This is a genomic window from Bordetella tumulicola, from assembly GCF_054779135.1.
The window spans coordinates 165,235-187,757 of sequence record NZ_BAAGYU010000007.1; the positions used below are offsets into that span (position 1 = coordinate 165,235).

Here is a 22,523-nt window from a genome sequence, read left to right on the forward strand (position 1 = left end):
TCCAAGGTCTACAAAAGGCTATACGAGTGAGTTGCCGAGTCGGTGACCATCACCGGTGGCGGCGAGAATGTTGCGTGCGGCACGTGCGTCTCCCACTAGATGGACGTCGAGACCTGCTGCGCGCAGGGCGTCGGTTAGTTGCTTGTTGGGCACGCGGGGGGTGGAATAGGACAGGAATGCGACGTCATCTATCGTCTGGCGCGCATCGGTGTAGATGTTGCGGATTTCCAGCGCGCCCGACTCAAAGGCGTCGCTCCAGACGGGCTCGGACAACGTGATTCCCTCGATAGGTAAGTGTGCGTAGCGCCGTAGAATTCCTTGACGTGCGACGACGGACACCTCACGTGTAATGCTCTCGCGTGGTGTTACGACGACGGTGCGGTCGAAGAGTCTGCCTAATAGCTCGATGCCAGCGTAGGTGCCTTCCGTGTGGTCCATGTCATAGATGACCGCGGTTCCCGGCTGTTTCTGCGTATGGCGTACTAGTTCCCAAAGAGCATCGTGGAAATCCGGTATCAAGCCGTCTTCGGCGATGTCGCGTGGAATCCATTGAGGGACGAACATGGATGCCCCGGTTGCCAGCACCACAATGTCGGGGCGGTGGGCGAGAATTGTTTGTAGATCGGCCTCCACCCCCAGTTCGAAATGGACGCCGGCACGCTGCGCAGCGACGAATTGGTAATCGTAGACGCTGGTGATGGTTTCTCCGCCGGGTAGCTGTGCGCGCAGCCGGGCTTTGCCGCCGATTTCGGCTGAACGACCCAGGACGATGACCTCGTGACCACGAGCGGCCGCCACCCAAGCTGTCTCCAGGCCGGCTACGCCAGCGCCAACGACCACAATGCGTCGGGTCATTGCCTCTGGTTTGGGCCACCAGTTCACTTCGGCTTCATCCGCGACACGAGGGTTGTTGATGCAGGCCAACGGCTGATTGTGCGTGATGATGGTATCCCAACAGGTGTTGCAGGATACGCAATAGCGGATGTCGTTAGTTTTGCCTGCTAGCGCCTTGGGTAGCCAGGCGGGATCGGCCAGCAGGGCACGGCCTAGTCCGATCAGCTCTGACTCGCCACGCTCGAGGATTCCTTCTGCTTCGGCAGGATCAGTGATGCGGCCTAATGCCATCACGGGAATACCGTTAGTCGAGGATTTGAGACGGCGTATCAAGTCCATGTAGGGCATGGGGGGACCGTGGCGGTCGGGTACGTGCATTTCCAGCGATTTTGCGTGCGCGCCTTGTGCAAAGCATACGTAGCTGGCTTGTTGCGTGCGGGTCAGCAGATCGGCGATGGTGGCTGCCTCTTCTGGGCCGATGCTTCCGTTTACGCCATCATCGCCGGGCAATTTCAGGCCGATAATGAAGGCGTCGCCGCATTCTGCCCGGATGGCGCTGACCAATTCGGCAACGAAGCGGGTACGGCCCTCCCAGCTCCCGCCGTATTCGTCATCGCGGATATTTGCCCAAGGGGATAAAAACTGGTGAAACAGGTGGCCGTGCGCTGAGGACAGCTCTACACCGCTGAATCCGCATTGCTGAAGCCGCCGTGACGATTGCGCAAATTCTTCAATCAGTCCACGAATCTCATCGGCGCTCAGCACATAGGGCATGGACCAGCTCAAGTCGTCGGGCAATGGTGAGGGTCCGATGGCGCTGAACGTGCGTCCTGCCTCATGGCGTGCGCGGCCGCCATCCTGGATCTGGCCAATCAGCCGGCTGTCATGGATCTCAACCGCCTCGGCCCAACGCTTGAAATCATCCCACTGTGTGTCGTCGTAGACACGAGGTCGGCTCCAGGCTACCTGGTGCTGAGCCATTGATAACGGCTCGGTCACGATCATCGACGCCCCACCTTGTGCCCGATTGGCGTAATAGCGGATGAGGCGTTTGGTGCTGCGGCCCTCCTTAGCCATGTAGGTGCTCATCGAGGTGTGCACGACGCGGTTACGCAGGCGCTGCCCTGACAAGTTCAGGGGCGTGAGCAGGGCGGAATCTGTTTGGGTCTGCATGTCTGTTCCGTAATCGAGACAATGCGCGGCGCGCAGGTCAAGCGCGTCGCGCTTGACAACATTACTGCTCGAGTCGGCCGGTCTTTTTATAAAACTCGCGTTCCATCGTGGCCAGTTCGTCCAGATGCGTCTTGATCTTCTCTGGCGAGTCCAGAGATAGATCGACGATCGTGCCTAGCTTGCGAAACTCTTCCTGAAGCTCGGGGTCCTGCGCCGCGGCACTGAAACCCGCGGCCAGATAGGCTTTGCGCTCGGGCGCGACACCGGTGGGTACGGCTACCCAGCGTGTAGCTCCCCATACGATATCCTTGCGGCCCAATGACTCGTTGACGGTAGGCGTATCTTTCAGGAAGGGCGAGCGCTCGGCGCTCGATACGCCGACGGGTTTGAGTTTGTCTGCGGCCAGGAAGCTGCGAATCTCCCCGTAAAAGCCCAGCGCGATGTCGACGTTGCCGCCCAACGCGGCGGTGATGGAGGGGGCACCGCCCTGGAACGGCACTTTCAAGAATTTTGCGCCGGAGACTTGTTCTATCTGCTCGACCATGTACTCGAACATGGTGCCAGGCAGCATACTGATGCGCACGGTCCCCGGCTTGTCCTTGGCCAGTTGCACCAGCTCCTTGAGGCTTTTGTCGCGATAGGGGCCATCGGCCGACACCACCAGGTTGATACCTTCGTAGTTGAGAAATGCGATGGGCTCGAGCTTGTTGTAGTCCCACCGACCTTTTGCGCGCAGCATGGAATCGGCAAAGATCAGATTGGCGATGACGGCGACGGTATAGCCGTCGTTGGAGGCCTGATTGGCTAAATACGTGTGACCAACCAGACCAGCGCCTCCGGTACGGTTATTGACGATGGCCTGCGCACCGGTCCATTTTTCGAAATACTTTGCTGCCAGGCGAGCGTTGATATCCATGCCGCCGCCAGCCGGGTAGACCACATTGACCTCGATAGGATCAGAGGGGAAATCCGCTGGCTTGATGCTTTGAATGTGTGTACGCGCATCGTCGGCGGCACTAACAGAAAAGGGCAGGGCGCCGCACAGGGCGCCGACAGTCGCGAACGCGGTAATCAGTTTTTTCATGGTTTGTCTCCTAGGTTTGCTCTTTTGAAAAACACTTTGCCAACTCTGCCGACGACGATGATCAGCACGAGTAATAACGACAGCATCAACAATGTGGCTGTGAGTGGCCTGTTGATGAAAATCGCGGCGCCTTCGGGCGACATCACGAGTGATTGGCGTAGTGATTGCTCAAGCAACGGGGCAAGAACGAGCGCCAGCACGAACGGCGACATCTCGTAGCGGAACTTGCGCAATACGTAGCCGAACACCCCGAAGCCGAACATCACCCAGAGATCGAAGAAGTTTTTATTGGTGGAGTAGGTGCCGACGACGGCCAATAGCAGGATCACCGGGAAGAGGATGGCGTAGGGCACGCGTAGCAATTGGACCCAGAGGCCGATCATGGGCAAATTCAAAATCAGCAGGACCACATTGCCGACGTACATGCTGGCTACGACTCCCCAGAACACGTCGGCGTGTTGGCTGATCATCGTGGGGCCGGGTTGTACGCCCTGGATGATCAAGGCGCCCATCAGCAAGGCGGTCACCGCATTGCCCGGAAGCCCAAGGGTAAGCAGCGGAATCATGCCGCTGGAGACGGCCGAGTTGTTGGCCGACTCCGGGCCGGCAACGCCTTCAATGGCGCCTTTCCCAAAACGCGACGGGTCTCGGGCGATGCGCCGTTCCAAGGCGTACGACATGAAGGACGCAGTCACCGGCCCGCCGCCCGGGACGACTCCCAGCAAGAAACCCAGGCCCGAGCCTCGAATGATGGGCTTCCATGACGCCGCCCAATCCTGGCGATTGGGCAGCAGGTCACGAATGCGGCCCTGCACTATTTCATTCTTTGCCAACTGTTCGACATTGAAGAGAATTTCGGAAATACCGTAGAGGCCGATGACCACGGCGACAAGATCAATCCCGCCCGCGAGTTCTGGCAGACCGAAGGTCAGCCGTTCGGTGCCATTGACCGTGTCTAGTCCGACAGCGCCGAACGCAAAACCAAGGGCGATCATGATGATGCCTTTTACGGCCGATCCCTGGATCATCAGGATGGTGCAGATGAGGCCCAGCACCATCAGGGCGCAGTACTCGGGTGGGCCGAAACGCAATGCGACGTCTGCCAGCATGGGCGAGAAGAACGTGAGCGCCACGAGGCTGAGCGTGCCGGCCACGAACGAGCCGATGGCGGCCATGCCGAGTGCGGCGCCGGCTCTGCCTTTACGGGCCATCTGGTAGCCGTCCAGACAGGTGACGACGGATGCCGCTTCTCCTGGAATGTTCACCAGGATGGAGGTTGTCGAGCCACCATACATTGCGCCGTAGAACATGGCTGCCAGCATGGCAATGGAGGCCACGGGCGTAAGCGTGAATGTCACCGGCATGAGCAGGGATAGTGCCGCTAACGGCCCGATACCCGGCAATACCCCGATCAGCGTGCCGATGATGCTGCCGATCACGCAGTAATAAAGATTCTCGGGCGACAGGATAACGCCCAGGCCCGTCAGTAATCCGTCGAAGGCTTCCATGCTTAGAACCCCAACGGACCGCGCGGCATCTGCATACCGAGCAGTTTGACAAACAACACATGCACCGCGATGGTGGCAATAACAGCGACCGTGATGGCGTATAGCCAACTGCGTTTCTCGACTTGACGAAGCAGAAACGGCAGCATGGTCAGCGAAGCCACGATGAAACCGGCATACCGTGTCAGTAATATCAGCGCGACGATGCCTGTTAGCAGTGTGAGTACACGTCTCGGCGCGCCGGCGTTGTCCCAGAACGGCAAATCCTCCGCACTGTGCCGTCGCCGCGTTGTTGTCAACAACTGGGCAATGCCGCCAGCTAAAACAATGACGCCAGCGAGCATTGGGAAAAATCCAGAGTCCGGCCCTGACATTCCCCACACTCCCAAACGTTGCGCGTACAGGCACAGGATCAAGCCGATGACGATCCAGGTGATATCGATCCAGGGCTCAAGTCTCGATATTGAGATGCGCCGTCCAGCGGTGTCGACCCAACCGGGGGCGTGGAGATCGTCGCTTGCTAGCTTGTTGTCCTCCGGAAGTGCCGGCGAGGAATGTGCTGCCATTTTGTCTCTCTGGGATAGTTATGTTGTATCTAGCCGTGAAAGCAAGTTCTATGCCATCTGTCTTCTGTTTTATAAGCACTTGAATTAGAAAGGGTTTGTTTTTTTCTCTATCCTTTTCTTTGTTGCATGGAACGTTGATGAAACGTTGGTGGGACGTTTCTGAGACGTGCCTTATCGGGTTATTACCTACTCCTGAATTCTTGTTTCTCCATATCACCCGGGTGTAGGATTCTCGTGATGTGACCAGTTGGTCACATCGCTAAAACGATGAGCTATGCATCACGCTCAACCAGGGGAATTCAGGGATGACCATTGGAGTCGCCGCCAGTGGCCCACGGGCCGGGGCGGCCGTGCGTGCCGCGGTGTTGGGCGCAGAGTTATTGGGGCGGGGCGCCATTGGGGGCTTTGCCGTGATGGCCATCCTGGATGCGCAGGGTGAGCTGCATCATCGCGTGACGCAAAAGGGGGGAGTAGGTCAACTGGGCATCCCGTCAGCATGGCTGGATGCGCGCGTTGCGGCGATGATCTCCAGTGGGCCTGACCGACCCGAGCCGCTGGTGCAGTTTCTGCCGGGTGCGTCACAACTGGGTCTGGTCACCGGACATCGCCTGCCGAACCGGGCAGGGCAGGACGGTGCCCCTTTGAACCAGGCAGTGCTGGATCGCCTGGCGGCGGGCCAGGGACCACAGGACGCGATTAACGAGGTGCTGGCCGCCCATGCGGAGGTCGATGCCGGACTGATCGCTGTGACGGCCAATGGTGCATTGGGATGGGGCAATAGCGCGCGTGTGGGCCGTCGCCCCGATCAAGGGGCCGCGCAGCGCATCGATGCGACAGGCCGTTTGGCGCTGCTGCACAATTCCATTTTTGCTGAACAGTCAGCGGATCTGTCGGAAAGGTTGGCCGAGTTAGCCTGGAGTCATCTGCACGAGCGTGCCGAGGCGTGGCAATTTCTCAGGCTGACGCGCGGCGTACCTATTCTCGCGGCCGCGCGGGATTGCGTGCACGTTGACGAGAACGGCGACATCGTGCGGCTGGAGTCGGCGGATCCGCATGTGCCGTCGCTGAATCGGCGAGCCACAGTGGTGTATCTGGGCGCAGAAGTGCGCCGTGATGGCGAGCTGTTGGGCCATGTAGCGACCGAGCTCTATGCGGATTTGGGCGATGGCATCGCCGCGCCTCTGACCGAGCTGGCGCAACACACGCTACTGATGAGGACGGACGATGTCGCGACGTGAAGGAACCGAGCGCCAGATTCTGCAAGCCCTCGACGATCAAATCCGTGAGGCCGGCATGGGCGGTGTCGGCATTAATGCCATCGCCAAGCGTGCCGGTGTCAGTAAAGAACTGATTTATCGCTATTTCGACGGCATGCCGGGCCTGATGCTGGCCTGGATGAAAGAGCAGGATTTTTGGACGGGGCGATCGGAGCTGCTGAAAGACGACGAGTCGAGCCAGCGCACGCCGGCGGCGCTGATATTGGAAATGTTGCGTGCGCAGATAGACGCACTGGCGAACAACGAATCGCTACGCGAGGTGCGCCGTTGGGAGTTGATTGAGCGTAATGCGATCACGACGGAATTGGCGCAGCGCCGTGAACGGGCGGCGCGCGGGTTTATTGATCGCGTGGACGGTTTGACGACAGAGGCCGATGTGCCGGCGACCGTCAGCATCATGCTGGCGGGTGTGCTGTATCTGATGCTGCGATCCAAGACAGAGAGTCATTTTCTTGGCGTGCCGCTGCGCACGAATGAGGGCTGGGACCGTCTGGATGGGGCGCTGGAGACACTGATCCAAAGTCTGCCCGAAAATTTGAAAACTGAGTCGCTTAACGCATTAGAAGCGGTCAGCCGGCCCGCTACATGACACCGGGATGTTCAAGCACATCCCGGCTGCTGCAATATCGATGAACTGTGGGCACGCTCTACCTTGAAAGTCCGAACAGATCCACACCTGTCATACGACAGCGCTGACGAAGATCGTATTAATCACTGAATCAGGGGTAAACATGACAATATTCAAGACGCATTTGCTGCAGGGATCGCTCCCGCAATCGTGGCGCGGCATCGCCTCCGCGGCCTTGTTGGCCAGCACGCTGCTGGCCGGCGTGAACGCGCAGGCCTCGACGGTCACCGTGGTGATGCAATCGGGCCTGCGTGTGATGGATCCCATCCTGACCACCGCATTCCTGACGCGTGATCATGGCTACATGATCTATGACACGCTGTTGGGTGTGGATGCCGATTTCAAGATTCATCCGCAAATGGCGAGCTGGACGGTCTCGGACGATAACAAGACCTATACCTTCACGCTGCGTGAAGGCCTGAAGTGGCATGACGGCGCACCCGTCAAGGCCGAGGATTGCGTGGCGTCGATCAAGCGCTGGGCCAGCGTGGATTCCACGGGCCAGGTGTTGATGCCCATGGTCGCCGACATCGCGGTGATCGACGACAAGCAGTTTGAGGTCAAGCTGAAAGAGCCCACCACGCTGTTGCTCGAGGGTTTGTCCAAGCTCAGCTCGCGGCCGGCCTTTATGATGCCTAAACGCATTGCCCAGACGTCATCCGCTACGCCGATTACGGAGTACATCGGCTCGGGGCCTTTCAAGTTTGTGACCTCGGAGTTCAAGCCGGGGCTGAAGGTCGTCTACGAGAAAAATACCGACTATGTCCCGCGTAGCGAGAAATCGAGCTGGACGTCGGGGGGCAAGACGGTCAAGGTCGATCGTGTGGAGTGGATCGGCATGCCCGATCAGATGACCGCTCTGAATGCCTTGCAGAATGGCGAGGTCGATTTCATTCAGCAGGTGCCGTTTGATCTGTTGCCGCTAGTGGAGGGTCGCGACGATATCAAGGTGTCGGTGTTGGATAAGCTGGGGGCTTGGACGTACTTCCGCTTTAATCACCTGTACCCGCCGTTCGATAACAAGCTTGTGCGTCAGGCGGCCATGGCGGCCGTCGCGCAAGAGGATGTGCTCAAGGCGCTGGTCGGAAATCCGGATTACTACAAGACGTGCCCGGCGGTCATGGGCTGCGGTAACCCGAACGCCAATAATTATGGCGCCGACTGGATCGTGCCGGCGAAGATCGAGAAGGCCCAGGCCTTGCTGAAAGAGGCCAAGTACGACGGGACGCCCGTCGTACTGCTGCAGCCAACCGATATCGCTATGCTCTCGGCCCAGCCGGTCGTGATCGGAGCGGCGCTGCGTAAGGCGGGTTTCAAGGTCGATATGAAGCCGATGGATTGGCAGACGGTGGTGACCCAGCAAAGCAATCAGAAGGCACCGTCGGAAGGTGGCTGGAATATCTTTTCCACCTACAGCATCCTGGCGACCAGTGGCGATCCGTTTGGCAACACCACGCTGGCCGCGTCGGGCCGCAAATCGTGGGCCGGATGGCCCGACGTGCCGGAGATCGAAGCCCTGCGGCTGAAGTATGCCAAGTCGGTCGATCCGGCCGAGCGCAAGGAGATCGCGGCACAGATCCAGAAGCTGGCGATCGACGAAGGCGTGGTCATGCCGCTGGGGCAGTTCTCGATTCCCGCAGCGTACAGTACCAAGCTGAGCGGCGTGATGGAGTCGCCCGTGACGGTGTTCTGGAATATCGAAAAAGCAGATAAATAAGGAACGTCGATACGTCATGGCAACGCCATGACGCAGTGCTGTTTCTACCTTGTTTCTATATAAGGTGCTGATTATGCAACCTACTTATGACGTCGTGATCCGTCACGTGGAAATCGTCGACGGGACGGGCGCGGCCCGTTTCGATGGCGATATTGGTATTAATGGCGATCGGATCGCGCGTCTGGGCGATCTCGGCGGCGCTGCCGGCCGCCAGGACATCGATGGTCGGGGGCTGGTGGCGGCCCCCGGGTTTATCGACGCGCATACACACGACGACCGTGTCATGTTGTCCGCGGGCGAGATGGTGCCCAAGGTCAGCCAGGGCGTGACCACCGTCATAGGCGGCAACTGCGGGATTTCTTTGGCGCCCATGCCGCAACCCGCGCCGGCGACGATCACGCCGCCACTGGATCTGTTGGACAACACGGGCGAGTGGTATCGCTATGCGCGCTACGGCGACTATCTGCAAGCGCTGCGTGATCAGCCCGCGGCGACCAACTGCGCCATGCTGGTCGGCCATTCGACCTTGCGCGTGATCACGATGGATGATCTTTCGCGTCCCGCCAATGATGCGGAGATCGCCGCCATGCGCGGCCATGTCGAAGAGGCTCTCGCGTCCGGCGCCATCGGCGTGTCGACCGGACTGGCGTATGCGCCGGCCTTTGCCGCCACTGCCGAAGAAATCATCGAGGTCTGTCGGCCGTTGACTACGTACGGCGCGCTGTACTGCACGCATATGCGGGACGAGAGCGACGAGATCATGGCGTCGCTCGAGGAAACATTTCGCATCGGCCGCGAGTTGTCTGTGCCGGTCGTGATCTCGCATCACAAGCTGGCGGGCGCGAGCAATTATGGCCGTTCGGTGCAGACGCTGCAACGCATCAGCGAGGCCATGAAGCAGCAGCCCGTCTGCCTGGATTGTTATCCCTATTCGGCGTCGTCCACTATCTTGACGTACAAGCATGCCCTCAGCGCGTCGCGCACGCTGGTGACCTGGTCTAAAAGCCTGCCACAGTACGCTGGCCGTGATCTGGATGAGCTCGCGCGGGAACTGGGATGTTCGGTAGAGCAGACAGTCGAACGGCTCTTGCCGGCCGGGGCGATTTATTTTCGGATGGACGATGCCGATGTGCAGCGCATCCTGCAATTCGACGACACGATGATTGGTTCGGATGGACTGCCGCATGACGAGCAGCCCCATCCGCGACTATGGGGGACTTTTCCGCGCGTGCTGGGTCACTACGGGCGTGGCCTGGGGTTGTTTACCCTCGAAAAGGCCGTGCATAAAATGACCGGCTTGACGGCCGATCGCTTTGGCTTGGTCGATCGTGGTGTGTTGCGCGAAGGCGCCTATGCCGACATTACGTTGTTCAACGCAGAGACGGTGGATGAGGCCGCGACGTTTGCCAAGCCCATCGCCCCATCCATCGGTATCGATACGGTGTTGGTCAATGGTGCCGTGGTGTGGCAGGACGGGCGAGCAAGTGGCGCGCGCCCCGGGCAGGTGCTGCGTCGGGGCGGCGAAATACCACGTTAAGTCAGGCAAAAGCTTTGACAGTGACGCCCGCGTCCTCGAGTCGGGCGCGTACTCGGCTGGCCATGTCGATCGCGCCCGGTGTATCGCTATGCACACAGATCGAATCGATGGGGGTCGTCAGGTATTTGCCACTGGCGGTTTCCACACCCCCCATTTCCAGCATGCGCAAAATGCGCTGCGCGGCCTGGTCGGCGTCTTTTAACAGTGCACCAGGCAGCTTGCGAGAGATCAAAAAGCCCGCCTCGTCGTAGCCTCGATCCGCATAGATTTCCGCCTTGGATGGGATACCCATCTCACGGGCGATCTTGTCCTGTTGTCCATTGGCGATAGAAAGCAGAATCAAACTGGGGTCTACCGCTTTGACGGCGCGGCAGACTGCCGTGGCAACTTCCACGCTATGGTAGGTTTGATGGCCCAGGGCGCCATGGGTTTTTACGTACTTGATGGGGTGGCCGGCGTAGGTGGAGACCCCTAGCGCCGCGCCGACTTGATAGGCGATCAGACGTTCGATTTCCTCGGGGGAAAAAACCATGTCGCGACGGCCAAAACCCCATAGGTCCGGGTAGCCTGGATGCGCGCCCGGCGTTACGCCCAATGCCTTGGCCTGGGTAAATGTACTTGCCATGATTTCCGGATCGCCGCCGTGAAAGCCGCAGGCGATATTGGCGGAGGTCACGATCTTCAGGATGGCCGGATCGTCCCCCATGCGATAGGCGCCAAAGCCTTCGCCCATATCGGAATTCAGGTCTACGGAAGTGCCTTTGATTGCCATTCGTTGCTCCTTAGGAAATCGGCCGCCCGGCGTGTCGGCGTCGGTTGGCCATAAGAGGAAGGTTGTCGTTTAACGCCTGCAGGTCGTTGGTTTGTTCGCGTAGCGCGGTGACGGCGGTAGTGATATCCACATGTTCGAATCTCAACGCGCAACCACTGGGGACTTGGCCCAGGCGCCAGAGATCGGCCTCGATGACAGTTGCGATTTTGGGATAGCCGCCGCATGTGTTGGCCTCGGCTAGCTGGATAATGGGTTGCCCGGCGGGCGGAACCTGGACCGTGCCCGGAACGATGCCGTGGGACAAGAGCTCGCGTCGTTCTGTCATGCTCAAGGAGTGTTCTCCTTGCAGACGATAGCCTTGGCGATTGGCATCGGCGGTGACCTGCCAAGGCGACGTGAATAGCTGTTTGATGGAGTCCGGTGTGAATTCGCTGAACTCGGCCGCGGGAATCACACGCACGGTGACACACCCTCGATGCAACTGGCGCAATAGGCCGGGCAACGCTTTGGGGATGCAACCCAGCGACCCTGTTGCGATGGTATCGCCGTGGGGTTGCCCTAGCGGCAATCGATCCAGGCGTTTCAGGCCGCGGCCATTGAGCCCGCCGAAACCGGATTTCAGATCGGTGGCTCGGGCGCCCAGTACGGGGGCGATGTCAATGCCGCCTGACACGGCCAAGTATTGCCGCAGGCCCCGATTGGGGCGATGCAGGGTGAGTATCTGGCCGGCCTTGGCGTGGCCGCGCCACCACGGGGCGAGCACTTGATCGTCGAGTTCGATGCGGCCGTCGCCCCCCGTGCATGCAAAGACGGTGTCACGTTCAAATTTTACTTTGAATGGAAAAAGCACAATCTCGATCCCCGCGGCGTCCGGTGCATTGCCGACTAACGCGTTGGCATAGCGCAGCGACAAGCTGTCCATCGCGCCACCGGTACAAACGCCCAAATGCATGTAGCCGTGCCGTCCCTCGTCCTGAATCAGATTGACGGCGCCAGAGGTCATGATCTGGATCATAGGTTGATCTCCTGCGCAATGAAGCGCACGACATCGCCGGGGGCCAGCAGGCAGGCAGGCTCGCGCTGCGCATCAAAGGTCTCTAGTATCGTGCGGCCAAGAATGTGCCAACCGGACGGGGCATCGCCCGGCATGATGCCGGCCTGTACGCCGCCAATGATGACCGAGCCTTTGGGGATGCGCAGGCGCGGACTGGACCGGCGTGGCGCATGCAGGCGTTCGGGCAAGCCCGACAGATACGTAAAGCCGGGCGTGGAGCCTATGCACACCACGCGATAGTGGGCACTGCTGTGTAGAGCGACATAATCGGTGATGCTCAGGCCGGCTTGTTCGGCCATTTGCGGTAAATCGATTCCATCTTCTCCGCCGTAGATCACGGGGATATTCAGCGTTTTGTGCGATAGGCTGGCGGGTGTGGTGTGTTGCCAGAGCGCCAGTATGTGTTCCCGCGCCATCTCGGGGTTGAGTTGTAACGGGTCGAACAGGACGAGGAGATTGTTGACCCCCGGGACGATTTCACGAATGCCGGGTAGTGCCGCCGAACCGCGCAGGTGTTCGGCGATTGCCCAGATGCGTTCCTGTACGTCCATGTCGATAGCGGCCCCGCCGCAATCCATATAAACACCGCCCGCGCCCGCTGCGTGCATGCGAGGGGTGCACGCAGCGGGCACGGTGATAGGGGCTTCTTCACTTAGGATTTCTGTCATGCGGGAGGTCGTGGCGTCGATGCGTGGGCGATGGTGGGATAATGATAATCCTGTCAGTACACCAGCCTTGGCAAACGAGTTTTTTTGGAGTTGCAAGAAAACATTTTCTTGAGGCGGGCTTTGCCAAGTCTGCTGTGTCTGTTTGATCGGGATGCACCTAATGGGATAGCTACGTGAATACCCGCTTTCTGGAAACCCTCATTGTGCTGGCTCGTGTCGGCAGTTTTCGTGAAACGGCCGAGGCGCTGCACGTCACCCAGACGGCGGTGTCGCAGCGCATCGCCAATTTGGAAGACGATCTCGATCTGCATTTGCTGGACCGCAGTTCGCGGCAGCTGAAGCTGACCGTCCATGGTGAGCAGGTCGTGGAGCAGGCTCGAAAGATTCTCCATCTCGAGAAATCCATCCGCATGCTGGCGCGTAATGACCAGCCCAGCGCGGGTCCGGTGCACGTGGGGGTGGTGGAAACGGTCGTGAAGACGTGGTTGAGCCAATTGATCCAGGACATTACGGCCGAGTTTCCATTGATATCGCTGGCTGTCACGGTCGACACCTCGCGGAATTTGCAAGATCTCTTTACGCAGAAAAAAATCGATCTGATGATTCAGGATATGCCGTTCTTGCCGGCTATTGGTTCGACGGACTACATGGTGTGCGGGGTTTGCGACTATCCCTTGGCATGGGTGTCCTCGCCAGCCCTTGCACAAGGCAAGCCGAGTTTCGACTTGTCCAGCCTGGCAGATCTGCGTGTATTGACCTTTTCGCGGTTTTCGTTGCCGCACGCCAATTTGCAGACGTTTCTTGCCGACCGTGGGTTGGAAGAGGTCAAAATCGAGAACTTCCCATCGGTAGAGTCCATTTTGCAGCTATTGCAAAACAGTTATGGCGTAGCTGCTATCCCCCCTGCTTTTATATTGAAAGAGCTTCAGGAAGGCAGTTTGGTGCTGCAGGACTGGCCGACGCCCCTGCCTATCAGCATGTCGCTGTTTGCGCGGCGCAGCGCGACCAAGGCGGTGCATGAGGTGTTTCAGCATGCCCGGCGTTCGTGCCATGTGGCTGCGCAGAGCGTGAATCAGCGCGCCGGGCAGGAGTGGATATTGGCGCACGATCCGGCTTAGGGTCGCCCTGAAAACGAGGCAAAGAACCGGGCAGAGCCCGGTCCCAGGAGGCTTCCTGTAACGTTGTACATACGGGGTTGTACGACGCCTGTATAGGAACGATGTTATTGCGTCTGAATGCCGGCGGTCTTGGCCAGATCTTTCCAACTCTGGATTTCCGTCACCAGTTGCTCGCCAGATTCCTTAGGAGAGTTACCGACGGCTTCCAGGCCTTGGCCGGTCAGCCATTCTTGCATCTCGGGTGACTTTAAAATGGCGACGAAATTTTCGTTTAACAGATTAACCGTGGCGGCTGGCGTTTTGGCGGGCACATATAGTCCGTACCAGACGGCGGAGTCGAAGCCGGGAACGCCGGACTCGGCGACTGTCGGCATTTCAGGCCATAGATCCGTGCGGTCTTTGGTGGTGACGGCCAAGGCTTTGACTTTACTGGCTTCGGCGTACTTCTTTGCGGTAGCCAAGGGATCGATCACGACCTGGACTTCGCCGCCCATCAGGCCCGTCAGCGCGGCGCTCGCACCCTTGTAGGGGACATGCGTCAACGGGGCCTGGGAGGCGGACTTGAAGTACTCGCTGGCAAAGTGCACAGATGTGCCGACACCGGGTGTGCCGTAATTCACTTTGTCGGGATTCGCCCGGGCATATTGCACCAGTTCGGCGACGCTCGAGACTGGCACGTTGTTGTTGACCAGCAAGGCAAATGGTCCGCGCACTGCGGTCGTGACGGCGGCCAGATCTTTGGTCACGTCATACGGCAGAGAGGCCTTGATGGCAGGCTCGGTCGCAATGGCGCCGCTATGCAGCAAGATCGTGGTGCCATCGGGGGCGGCACGGACGGTGGCTTCGGTGCCGATGCTTCCGCCTGCGCCAGCCTTGTTTTCTACGATGACGACACGGCCCAGTCGTTTGCTGAGTTGCTCGGCCAGCTTGCGGCCCAGGATATCGGACGTGCCACCGGCGGAGTAGGGAACAATAATGCGCACCTGCTTGCCCTCAGGAATGGTCTGGGCGTGTACGGGGAGGATGCAGGCGGCAAGACCTGCGATGGATAGCAGCAGTGAGCGGTAAATAAAGGGCATCAGTTGTCTCCGAGTTTTAGTGTTTTTTTGGGTCTTCTGTAAGTTTTCTGCGGTGAATAAACGGTTTTCTGCCGGCATGGTCGCGTTAGCAAAAGCGCATTTCTCCTGCGACGCAATCTTGTCCATCCTGGTTGCGGACCCATACCCGCCAGCCGCCTGGCGTATCCGCATTGGGGGTAATCCCCGCAGTGATCGAGTCGCCGATAAAGACCGGTTTGATAAACCGGACATCAAGTTCTAGCGACGCGATGTCGGCGGCTCGAAAGTTTCGATAGACGGCTTGCCACAGCAGGCATAAAGACAGCGTGCCGTGCGCGATCACCCGACCCATGGGGGTTTGTGCCGCAAAGTCGCTGTCCAGATGCAGCGGATTGAAGTCGTTCGTCAATTCCGCATAGGTGCGAATGGCCTGCTCGGTGATGAGCAGCGTAGCCGTCTTAAAACTTGTGGGAGGGGTGGGTTCGGTCATCACGCTGCCCATATCAGGGTTAGTTTTCCCGAGAAGATGTCTCGATCATCGTCGCCGTTGCAGGTGACGCCGAGTTCAACAAAACGGCGTTCTCGGCGCAGTGCCTTATCGATGCAGCGCACCGCCAGCCGTACCGTTTCTCTCGGCCGTGGCAGCCCACGAAGATTCAGATTTTGGCCTGCATGGATGTTGCCCGGCGGTCGGGGGGCGACGATGTTCAGGTACGCCCGCATCATCATCACAGTGGCCAGGCTGGCTTGTTCGGCCGGGCCCGATGCACCGTCGGCGTCGGTATTGCCAAAGAGCGACTGCCAGCGCTTTACTTGATCAGCGTCATAGGTTTCGGTGCCTTCTCCCAGCACGGTACCCGGGACAAAATCATCGAACAGAAAAACTTTTCGAGGCGAGTGGGGAATAGTCATCGTGGCATCTCGATAAGGGATTGAACGATGGGTAACGTCATGCCATTTACCTCAGTGAAACCAATCTGCACTGTGCTGCCAATGGCTATTTTCTGGCTTACGTCTGCCGTCGCGTTGGCCATGAGACGAAAGCCTTCCTTCATGTCGATGAGCGCAATCACGTAGGGCGTCATGGCCTTGAATACCGGCAACGGTGCGCGATGCACAGTGGTAAACGTGAGGACGGTGCCGATGCGTTCGGACAGATGCCAGCCCAAATCCGTGCATTGGCACTGTTCGCACAAGGCACGCGGAGTAAATTGCACGCGCCCGCACCGCGTGCAGGACTGATACGTAAGTTGTCCCTGCGCGCAAGCGTCCCAGTAAGGACGCGTCTGTGCATCGGGCCGAGGCAGGGGACGAGCCAGCGTCGCTGTCATATCAGGCTCCTAAAACCAGAGAGCAATGGGCCGACAAAATGCCGCCATCGCCATGAACGAATGCCAGATGTGCATCGGCGACTTGGCGTTCCTGGGCGTGGCCACGCAGCTGGTGGACGGCCTCGACCGCATGGAACATGCCGCCCGCGGCACCGGAGTGGCCATACGAGAGCAGGCCGCCATGTGTATTGCAGGGCAGGGCGCCGCCCAGCCCCAGTTGGCCGGTCGCGGCTGCAACACCGGCCTCGCCGCGTTGGAAAAAGCCAATGGACTCCAGCTCCACGGCGAGTGTGATCGTGAACGAGTCATAAATCTGCGCGACATCGATGTCCTTGGCCTGTACGCCCGCGCGGGCGAAGGCCGCGGCCGATGAGGCCTTGCAGCCAAAGTCCACCAGGCTGGGGGCATTGATGATGTGTTCGTGGGTGTGGCCCTGTCCCGCGCCCAGTATCTCTACGGCTTTGCTCGGGCTGTCGCGATGGGCGGCGGCACTGCTGACCACCAACGCGGCACCACCGTCGGAAATCAGGCAGCAGTCCAGCATGTGCAGCGGATCGGCGATTTTCTTGGAGGCCAGGACATCCGCGACCGACAAGGGGGTGCGAAGATGCGCTTTGGGGTGTCGAGCGGCGTGGCGGCGATGCTCCACCGCGATAGAGGCCAATTGCTCGGAGGTCGTCCCGTACTCGTGCATGTAGCGCTGGGCGACGAGCGCGTAGGACGCCGGTACGCTGATGCCGAAGGGCCGTTCAAACTGGGGGTGCCCGACTTCGGACAACGCGGCGACGGCACCGTCGCGCGACAGGCCGGTCAGCCGGTTGTCGCCCGTGACCACCAGCACGTGATTGCACTGGCCACTGGCGACAAGGGCCGCGGCCTGCATGATCATGATGCAGGCGCTGGCGCCACCCGCCTGAATGGCGAAACACGTGCCGGGATGAATGCCCAGATATTCGCAGAATACCGAGCCCAACATCAGATGCGGTTCGGTAAAGGAGTACGCGCACAGAACGCCGTCGATGTCGCTCAGGCGCAGGCCGGCATCGTCAATGGCGCCCATGGCGGCCTGCGCGTGTAAAGACATGCAGCTGCTGCCGGGCAGCTCGCCCACGGCCGTGTCGTACACGCCGGTGATAAAGGCGTTCATCGTCATGGTTTAAAACCCATCTGGCGCGCGATGATGTTGCGCTGAATGTCGCTGGTGCCTTCGCCGATGACATAGACCAGCGCATCCCGGTGGATGCGGCTCACGGGGTACTCGGACATGATGCCCGCACCACCCAGAATGCGAATGGCCTGCTCGCTGACCTGCACGGCAGTCTCCGTGGCGATGAGCTTGACTTTGGCGGCGGTGGCCGTGTCCAGATTGCCCTGATCCACGCGCCAGGCGCCGTAGTACACCATCCATTTGGCGGACTCGACTTGCGCGGCCATGTCCGCCAGTTTGTGCGCTACGGCCTGGTAGTCGCCAATACGTTTGTTGGCGACGATGCGATCATTGGCATACGATTGCGCGGCGTCCAGGGCGGCGCGGGCCATGCCTAATGCGTTGGCGGCAACGCCGACGCGGTTTTCGCTCAGGCATTCCAGGATGACGGGATAGGTCCCTGTGACTTCACCCAGCAGGCAGTCATCCGGGACGAAAGCATCCTCGATATGGATCAGCCCGGTCTCAGAGGACCGAATGCCTTCTTTGCGCAGTTTGTGGATATCGAATCCGGGATTGGGCAGGTCGACAATGAACAGGCTAATGGCCTCGGGCTTGAGTTCGGCACTGGTGCGCGCGGCCACCAACAGAAAATCCGCGAACGGCGCGTTGGTGATATAGAGCTTGCTGCCGTTGAGCTTCCAGCCGCCCGGCACCTTGTCCGCCCGTGTTTTCATCGCGCGGATATTCGAGCCGCCATCCGGTTCGCTCAGACCAAAGCCCGAGATTTTTTCTCCCGACAACGCCGGCTCGAAGTACCGTTGTTTTTGCGTGGGGGTGCCAATTTTCCAGATGGGCCAGATGCCCAGATGCGAGTGAGCCGACCAACTCGTGGCAAAGGCCTGGCTCAGGTAGCTCAGCTCCTCACGTACGATGCAGTCGCTGACCTTGTCCAGGCCGCTGCCGCCGTCGGCTTCCGGATAACGCACACCAAACAAGCCCAGCTCTCCCCAGCGCTTGAATACCTGTTTGGGGAAGGTCTCGGTTTCCTCGGCGGGGGCGACGAGGGGTGCAAGCTCCTCGCGGCACAAGCGGCGGACCGTATCGCGCACGGCTTCATGCTCAGGCGAAAAGGAAAAATCAAGGCTCATCGAATATCTCGTTTCAAGAATAAAATTCTATATAGAGAATTTATCATTCGAAAGAACTGTTTAGATATAGGGTTTATACGTATAAATAAAGCGATGAAAAATTCGACTTGGGTAAGTGAAATTCTTTATATAGAATAAAATTCTACGACTAGGCGATCATCATCGAGATTTCGCCACCTCTGATAAGGACGCCTCACGTGTCATCTGCTGCCTCGATCAAGCCGGAACAGCCTGCTACGCCTGCATCGGCTGCACCCTCCGTTCATCGCCTGGCCAGTGTGCTTAACGCGCAAAGTGTCGCGATCGTCGGGGCGAGCGCCGATGGTTCGAAGATATCCGGCAGGCCACTGGCTTACATGCTGGCGAGCGGCTATCAGGGAAAGCTGTTTCCTGTTAACCCGTCGCGCACCGAGGTTCAGGGATTGCCGTGTTATCCCTCACTGTCCGCGATAGGCCAGCCCGTTGATCTGGTCATCATCGGGACGGCCAGTGCACATGTCGAAGGCATTGTGCTCGAGGGCGTCGCCGCGGGGGTCAAGGCGTTTGTGGTGTTCTCATCCGGATTCGCCGAGCTGAGCGAAGAGGGCCGCCGCATGCAAGAGCGCCTCGGCGCGCTGGCGCGCGAGCACGGCGTGACGATTGTGGGCCCGAACTGTCTCGGCGTGGCGAATAGCCATACGGGTTTGATTGCGTCGTTCACGACGGCGGTGGAAAGCAGCAAGCTGCATGCGGGACGTTTTTCGTTCGTGAGCCAAAGCGGCGCGTTAGGTGCGTATTGGCTCGATATCGTGCTGCGTTCCGGGATAGGCGCCGGTCAGTGGATCACGACGGGCAACGAGTGCGATGTCGATGCGGCCGAAGCAATCGACTTTCTGGCCTCAGATCCCGGGACTGAGGTGATCGGACTTTACATCGAAGACATTCGGCGTCCGGATGCGTTTCGCCATGCCTTGCAGCGCGCGGCGCGCGCGGGCAAACCGGTGATCGCCATCAAATCGGGACGCTCTCAGGCGGGGGCGGCCGCGGCGGCGTCTCATACCGGTGCGTTGGCCGGTGACGATGCGTTATATGACGCTTGCCTGCAGCAATACGGGGCGCTGCGGGTCGACAGCTTGACGGAGATGATGGACGCCGCCCGCATTTTCCTGCGCGGGGCGACGCCGCTCGGACCCAAGCTGGCCGTGATGAGCGTGTCGGGCGGGGCCGGGGTGCTGATCGCCGATGCGTGCGAATCGTTGGGCTTGGCGCTACCGGCTTTGTCGGCGAGCACGGTCGATGCGCTCACGCCCGTGCTGCCTGCCTTTGTGCATCCGGCCAATCCGCTCGATATCACTGGCAACGTGCTGCAAGACACGGCAATGATCGGCGCGTCCTTTCGCGCGCTGGGGGCGGATCCCGGCATTGACGGCATTGTCTTGTTCATCGGCATGATGCACAGCATCGCGGATGTCTTTGTGCGCGAACTCTCCGAGGCTCGCCGCGAGATTGCGTGCCCCATCATTGTCGTGTGGATTGGCGCGCTGGAATCCAGCATTCGTGCGCTGGAAGATAAAGGCATCCCCGTTTTTCTCGATATCCCCCAGGCGATGCGCGCCATCGCGCAGTCTTTGCAAGTACGCGACAGGCAGCGAGCCGCTATGGCGGTGAAGCTGCCACCGCCCAACGACGCGCCACAGCGCGCCGCGGGCCGGCCCATCTCGGAATGGGACGGGAAACAACGGTTGCGCCATTGTCCGGTGATTGCGTTACCGTGTGGGCAATTGATCGCCAGCGACGAGGAGATCCGTGTTTCGCCTGACGGCACAATCAACGGGCTTTCGTATCCACTCGTGGCCAAACTACAATCGTCCGATTTACTGCATAAAAGTGACGCGGGCGCCGTGATTTTGCCGATACGGGATGCGGATGCGCTGCGTGCGGCGATCAGCCGATTGCAAGCCATTGGTCAGCAACTGAATATCGATAGTCAAGGGGTGCTGGTCGAGGAAATGATCCCGTTTGATCACGAGTTATTGCTGGGGCTGCGAATGGACGAACGATTTGGCGCGACGCTGACACTGGCCCGAGGCGGTGTCGAGGCAGAGTTGTGGCCTGATGTGGTGAGTCGGCTCTTGCCGCTGTCGGCCCATGATGTCGAAGTCATGCTGCGTGGATTGCGGATCGGTCGACTGCTTGAGGGTTTCCGCAGCCGGCCCGCTGCCGATGTCCCGGCACTGGCCGCGCGCGTTGCGCAACTGTGCGCGTGGTTTGTACAGCAGCCGTTGACAGAACTGGAAATCAACCCTTTGGCCGTGCGGGGTGATCAAGCCTGGGCGCTGGATGCATTGGTGACGCCTCATGGCTGAGGCACCCGCATCGCCCGAAAAAAAAGTCGGTGCGCTGAGCGCCGGTATCAGCATTCTGCGCCATTTGGCGAGCGCGACGACGCCGCTGGGGGTGACGCGGATCGCTCGGGATCTGGACCTGAACTCCAGCACCTGCTTTAACTTGCTAAAGACCCTCGTGCAAGAGCGTCTGGTGAATTTTGATGAGGATACCAAGACCTATCGCATGGGGCTGGGTTTGGTCGAACTCGCCAAAGGCTCTCTGGAGCAAGCCTCGTATGTGCGCCTGCTGCGCCCGCATTTGCAGGAGCTCGCCAGCCGCCATCGCGTGACGATCACGCTGTGGCAACGCACGACGAATGACCGCGTGGTCTTGGTCGATCTGGCAGAAAGCGGGGCCACCATGCGGGTACATCTGAGCATTGGCCAGCGCCTGCCTATGTACATTGCGGCGCTGGGCCGCTGCATGGCCGCCTATTCGACGCTATCGCCGGCCGAGCTGCGAACAAATATCAGTGGGTTGCGCTGGGAAGACGGTCCGAGTTTCGAGGCCTACATGCGCGACGTCGAAAACGTGCGCGAGATCGGCTACGCGACGGACGAGGGGCATTTCGTAAAAGGTATTACCACCGTGTCGTCGCCCATTCTGGACGAACATCAAATTCCATTGATGGCCATCAGCGCCGTGGGTATCGCCGCACGGTTTTCGCCGTCGGCCATTCAATCTCTGGGCGAAGACCTGCGGGAGCGTTGCCACGAAGCCAGTTTGTCCATCTCCGGCGGCAAGTCGGGTGGCGCGGTGTGGAGAAAAAGCCCGTCGTAGGTTGACCAGACGCCTCAGGTAGCTCATTATTGGTGATGTGTGAATCACTGTTCATTAATTGCCATGGCTACTCGAGGCCGCCCCTCAAAAAAAATCAATCCCCCGGCACCGCCGCCCGCGACTCAGGACTGGCGCGAAGGCAGCTCACGCAATGAGCGGGGCCGGCTGATCCGCGAGGCCTTGTTCAATGCTGCGGGCGAGATCGTCGGGGAGCGCGGCTATCAGGATGCGTCCATTACCCTGATTACGCAACGCGCGGGGGTTGCGCAGGGCACGTTTTACAACCATTTCGATTCCCGCCAGGACATTCTGGACAAGCTATTGCCTACCTTGGGCAAGAGCATGCTGGAGCACGTGGGCGAATGCACCAAGCAGGGCAAAACCTTGCTCGAGCGAGAAGAACTGGGGTTTCGCGGGTTCTTTTCATTTCTCAAGGCTCACCCCCATTTTTTTCGCATCCTGAACGAAGCCCCCAGCTTTGCCCCCAAGGCCTACCAGGCGCATCTGGATATGGTCATGGAAGGCTATATGCGCTTTTTCAAGAAAGGGCGGGAACGGGGCGAGATCCCCGGCTATTCCGAGAAAGAGCTCGAGGTCGTGGCGTTTGTGCTGATGGGGGCCCGCCTGTATTTGGGGCGTTACGCCAACCAGGACGATAGCGCAGGAGACGATGTGCCGGATTGGGTGGTCGAGGCTTACCGGAAACTGGTCACACACGGATTGTCCGGGGCCTAGCCTTGGCCACACTCATCATCG

At 59.6% G+C, this 22,523-nt stretch carries 21 protein-coding genes; 8 read left to right on the plus strand and 13 right to left on the minus strand.

Annotation, left to right across the window (positions count from 1 at the left end):
* Nucleotides 1-18: 18 nt before the first annotated feature.
* From ACYVDM_RS09195 to ACYVDM_RS09210, 4 genes are all read right to left on the minus strand, one after another.
* Nucleotides 19-2,007: an oxidoreductase gene (locus tag ACYVDM_RS09195; protein ID WP_415786581.1), complete on the minus strand. Its 1,989-nt coding sequence runs from the start codon at nt 2,005-2,007 to the stop codon at nt 19-21.
* A gap of 61 nt (nt 2,008-2,068) precedes the next feature.
* Nucleotides 2,069-3,091: a tripartite tricarboxylate transporter substrate binding protein gene (locus ACYVDM_RS09200; RefSeq protein ID WP_415786579.1), complete on the minus strand. Its 1,023-nt coding sequence runs from the start codon at nt 3,089-3,091 to the stop codon at nt 2,069-2,071.
* On the minus strand, nt 3,088-4,599 hold the full coding sequence (locus ACYVDM_RS09205) for a tripartite tricarboxylate transporter permease (RefSeq protein ID WP_415786577.1): 1,512 nt from the start codon (nt 4,597-4,599) through the stop codon (nt 3,088-3,090). Before ACYVDM_RS09205 ends, ACYVDM_RS09200 begins: the two co-directional genes overlap by 4 nt.
* A 2-nt stretch (nt 4,600-4,601) precedes the next feature.
* Nucleotides 4,602-5,162: a tripartite tricarboxylate transporter TctB family protein gene (locus ACYVDM_RS09210; RefSeq protein WP_415786575.1), complete on the minus strand. Its 561-nt coding sequence runs from the start codon at nt 5,160-5,162 to the stop codon at nt 4,602-4,604.
* Nucleotides 5,163-5,467: 305 nt separating this feature from the next.
* Here ACYVDM_RS09210 and ACYVDM_RS09215 point away from each other — a divergent pair, with 305 nt between their 5' ends.
* From ACYVDM_RS09215 to ACYVDM_RS09230, 4 genes are all read left to right on the plus strand, one after another.
* Nucleotides 5,468-6,400 carry a DUF6963 family protein gene (locus ACYVDM_RS09215; protein ID WP_415786573.1) on the plus strand — a complete coding sequence of 311 codons (933 nt, stop codon included), beginning with the start codon at nt 5,468-5,470 and terminating at the stop codon, nt 6,398-6,400.
* On the plus strand, nt 6,387-7,028 hold the full coding sequence (locus ACYVDM_RS09220; RefSeq protein WP_415786571.1) for a TetR/AcrR family transcriptional regulator: 642 nt from the start codon (nt 6,387-6,389) through the stop codon (nt 7,026-7,028). The genes ACYVDM_RS09215 and ACYVDM_RS09220 overlap by 14 nt, the downstream gene beginning before the upstream one ends.
* A gap of 142 nt (nt 7,029-7,170) precedes the next feature.
* Nucleotides 7,171-8,784: an ABC transporter substrate-binding protein gene (locus tag ACYVDM_RS09225; RefSeq protein WP_415786569.1), complete on the plus strand. Its 1,614-nt coding sequence runs from the start codon at nt 7,171-7,173 to the stop codon at nt 8,782-8,784.
* Nucleotides 8,785-8,857: 73 nt separating this feature from the next.
* Nucleotides 8,858-10,321, plus strand: coding sequence for an N-acyl-D-amino-acid deacylase family protein (locus tag ACYVDM_RS09230; RefSeq protein ID WP_415786567.1), 1,464 nt, complete (start codon nt 8,858-8,860; stop codon nt 10,319-10,321).
* 1 nt (nt 10,322) lies between these two features.
* Here the strand turns inward: ACYVDM_RS09230 and ACYVDM_RS09235 are convergent, their stop codons facing one another.
* The 3 genes from ACYVDM_RS09235 to pxpB are packed head-to-tail and all read right to left on the minus strand — an operon-like array spanning nt 10,323 to nt 12,815.
* The gene (locus tag ACYVDM_RS09235; RefSeq protein ID WP_415786565.1) at nt 10,323-11,093 is read right to left on the minus strand and encodes a LamB/YcsF family protein; all 771 of its coding nucleotides are present in this window, start codon (nt 11,091-11,093) and stop codon (nt 10,323-10,325) included.
* A 10-nt stretch (nt 11,094-11,103) separates the two neighbouring features.
* Nucleotides 11,104-12,108 (minus strand): 5-oxoprolinase subunit C family protein, encoded by a 1,005-nt coding sequence (locus tag ACYVDM_RS09240; protein WP_415786563.1) that lies wholly within the window; start codon nt 12,106-12,108, stop codon nt 11,104-11,106.
* A complete protein-coding gene (gene pxpB / locus ACYVDM_RS09245) occupies nt 12,105-12,815 on the minus strand; it encodes a 5-oxoprolinase subunit PxpB (RefSeq protein ID WP_415786561.1) in 711 nt (236 codons plus the stop codon). Before pxpB ends, ACYVDM_RS09240 begins: the two co-directional genes overlap by 4 nt.
* A 173-nt stretch (nt 12,816-12,988) precedes the next feature.
* On the opposite strand from pxpB, the gene ACYVDM_RS09250 reads away from it, so the two are divergent.
* Complete coding sequence (locus ACYVDM_RS09250) at nt 12,989-13,933, plus strand: LysR family transcriptional regulator (protein WP_415786559.1); 945 nt, start codon at nt 12,989-12,991, stop codon at nt 13,931-13,933.
* Nucleotides 13,934-14,037: 104 nt separating this feature from the next.
* Here ACYVDM_RS09250 and ACYVDM_RS09255 read toward each other — a convergent pair whose 3' ends face one another.
* The 6 genes from ACYVDM_RS09255 to ACYVDM_RS09280 all read right to left on the minus strand — a co-directional run bounded on the left by ACYVDM_RS09255 (nt 14,038) and on the right by ACYVDM_RS09280 (nt 18,620).
* Nucleotides 14,038-15,012, minus strand: a complete 975-nt coding sequence (locus tag ACYVDM_RS09255) for a Bug family tripartite tricarboxylate transporter substrate binding protein (protein WP_415786557.1) — start codon at nt 15,010-15,012, stop codon at nt 14,038-14,040.
* 85 nt (nt 15,013-15,097) lie between these two features.
* Nucleotides 15,098-15,481, minus strand: a complete 384-nt coding sequence (locus ACYVDM_RS09260; protein WP_415786555.1) for a MaoC family dehydratase — start codon at nt 15,479-15,481, stop codon at nt 15,098-15,100.
* Nucleotides 15,481-15,903, minus strand: coding sequence for a hypothetical protein (locus ACYVDM_RS09265; RefSeq protein ID WP_415786553.1), 423 nt, complete (start codon nt 15,901-15,903; stop codon nt 15,481-15,483). Before ACYVDM_RS09265 ends, ACYVDM_RS09260 begins: the two co-directional genes overlap by 1 nt.
* Complete coding sequence (locus tag ACYVDM_RS09270; RefSeq protein ID WP_415786551.1) at nt 15,900-16,322, minus strand: Zn-ribbon domain-containing OB-fold protein; 423 nt, start codon at nt 16,320-16,322, stop codon at nt 15,900-15,902. The genes ACYVDM_RS09265 and ACYVDM_RS09270 overlap by 4 nt, the downstream gene beginning before the upstream one ends.
* A 1-nt stretch (nt 16,323) precedes the next feature.
* Nucleotides 16,324-17,475 carry a thiolase family protein gene (locus ACYVDM_RS09275; protein ID WP_415786549.1) on the minus strand — a complete coding sequence of 384 codons (1,152 nt, stop codon included), beginning with the start codon at nt 17,473-17,475 and terminating at the stop codon, nt 16,324-16,326.
* Nucleotides 17,472-18,620, minus strand: a complete 1,149-nt coding sequence (locus ACYVDM_RS09280) for an acyl-CoA dehydrogenase family protein (protein ID WP_415786547.1) — start codon at nt 18,618-18,620, stop codon at nt 17,472-17,474. The genes ACYVDM_RS09275 and ACYVDM_RS09280 overlap by 4 nt, the downstream gene beginning before the upstream one ends.
* 215 nt (nt 18,621-18,835) lie before the next feature.
* Here ACYVDM_RS09280 and ACYVDM_RS09285 point away from each other — a divergent pair, with 215 nt between their 5' ends.
* The 3 genes from ACYVDM_RS09285 to ACYVDM_RS09295 all read left to right on the plus strand — a co-directional run bounded on the left by ACYVDM_RS09285 (nt 18,836) and on the right by ACYVDM_RS09295 (nt 22,502).
* Nucleotides 18,836-20,965 carry an acetate--CoA ligase family protein gene (locus ACYVDM_RS09285; protein WP_415787071.1) on the plus strand — a complete coding sequence of 710 codons (2,130 nt, stop codon included), beginning with the start codon at nt 18,836-18,838 and terminating at the stop codon, nt 20,963-20,965.
* A complete protein-coding gene (locus tag ACYVDM_RS09290) occupies nt 20,958-21,767 on the plus strand; it encodes an IclR family transcriptional regulator (protein ID WP_415786545.1) in 810 nt (269 codons plus the stop codon). The genes ACYVDM_RS09285 and ACYVDM_RS09290 overlap by 8 nt, the downstream gene beginning before the upstream one ends.
* A gap of 63 nt (nt 21,768-21,830) precedes the next feature.
* Nucleotides 21,831-22,502 (plus strand): TetR/AcrR family transcriptional regulator, encoded by a 672-nt coding sequence (locus ACYVDM_RS09295; RefSeq protein ID WP_415786543.1) that lies wholly within the window; start codon nt 21,831-21,833, stop codon nt 22,500-22,502.
* Nucleotides 22,503-22,523 lie beyond the last annotated feature (21 nt).

Coding starts and splice junctions, on each gene's coding strand:
- ACYVDM_RS09265 (WP_415786553.1), bottom strand. CDS start 15,903: ATGACTATTCCCCACTCGCCTCGAAAAGTTTTTCTGTTCGATGATTTT.
- ACYVDM_RS09215 (WP_415786573.1), top strand. CDS start 5,468: ATGACCATTGGAGTCGCCGCCAGTGGCCCACGGGCCGGGGCGGCCGTG.
- ACYVDM_RS09260 (WP_415786555.1), bottom strand. CDS start 15,481: ATGACCGAACCCACCCCTCCCACAAGTTTTAAGACGGCTACGCTGCTC.
- ACYVDM_RS09240 (WP_415786563.1), bottom strand. CDS start 12,108: ATGATCCAGATCATGACCTCTGGCGCCGTCAATCTGATTCAGGACGAG.
- ACYVDM_RS09205 (WP_415786577.1), bottom strand. CDS start 4,599: ATGGAAGCCTTCGACGGATTACTGACGGGCCTGGGCGTTATCCTGTCG.
- ACYVDM_RS09255 (WP_415786557.1), bottom strand. CDS start 15,012: ATGCCCTTTATTTACCGCTCACTGCTGCTATCCATCGCAGGTCTTGCC.
- ACYVDM_RS09235 (WP_415786565.1), bottom strand. CDS start 11,093: ATGGCAATCAAAGGCACTTCCGTAGACCTGAATTCCGATATGGGCGAA.
- ACYVDM_RS09280 (WP_415786547.1), bottom strand. CDS start 18,620: ATGAGCCTTGATTTTTCCTTTTCGCCTGAGCATGAAGCCGTGCGCGAT.
- ACYVDM_RS09220 (WP_415786571.1), top strand. CDS start 6,387: ATGTCGCGACGTGAAGGAACCGAGCGCCAGATTCTGCAAGCCCTCGAC.
- ACYVDM_RS09270 (WP_415786551.1), bottom strand. CDS start 16,322: ATGACAGCGACGCTGGCTCGTCCCCTGCCTCGGCCCGATGCACAGACG.
- ACYVDM_RS09195 (WP_415786581.1), bottom strand. CDS start 2,007: ATGCAGACCCAAACAGATTCCGCCCTGCTCACGCCCCTGAACTTGTCA.
- ACYVDM_RS09295 (WP_415786543.1), top strand. CDS start 21,831: ATGGCTACTCGAGGCCGCCCCTCAAAAAAAATCAATCCCCCGGCACCG.
- ACYVDM_RS09230 (WP_415786567.1), top strand. CDS start 8,858: ATGCAACCTACTTATGACGTCGTGATCCGTCACGTGGAAATCGTCGAC.
- pxpB (WP_415786561.1), bottom strand. CDS start 12,815: ATGACAGAAATCCTAAGTGAAGAAGCCCCTATCACCGTGCCCGCTGCG.
- ACYVDM_RS09210 (WP_415786575.1), bottom strand. CDS start 5,162: ATGGCAGCACATTCCTCGCCGGCACTTCCGGAGGACAACAAGCTAGCA.
- ACYVDM_RS09225 (WP_415786569.1), top strand. CDS start 7,171: ATGACAATATTCAAGACGCATTTGCTGCAGGGATCGCTCCCGCAATCG.
- ACYVDM_RS09290 (WP_415786545.1), top strand. CDS start 20,958: ATGGCTGAGGCACCCGCATCGCCCGAAAAAAAAGTCGGTGCGCTGAGC.
- ACYVDM_RS09275 (WP_415786549.1), bottom strand. CDS start 17,475: ATGACGATGAACGCCTTTATCACCGGCGTGTACGACACGGCCGTGGGC.
- ACYVDM_RS09200 (WP_415786579.1), bottom strand. CDS start 3,091: ATGAAAAAACTGATTACCGCGTTCGCGACTGTCGGCGCCCTGTGCGGC.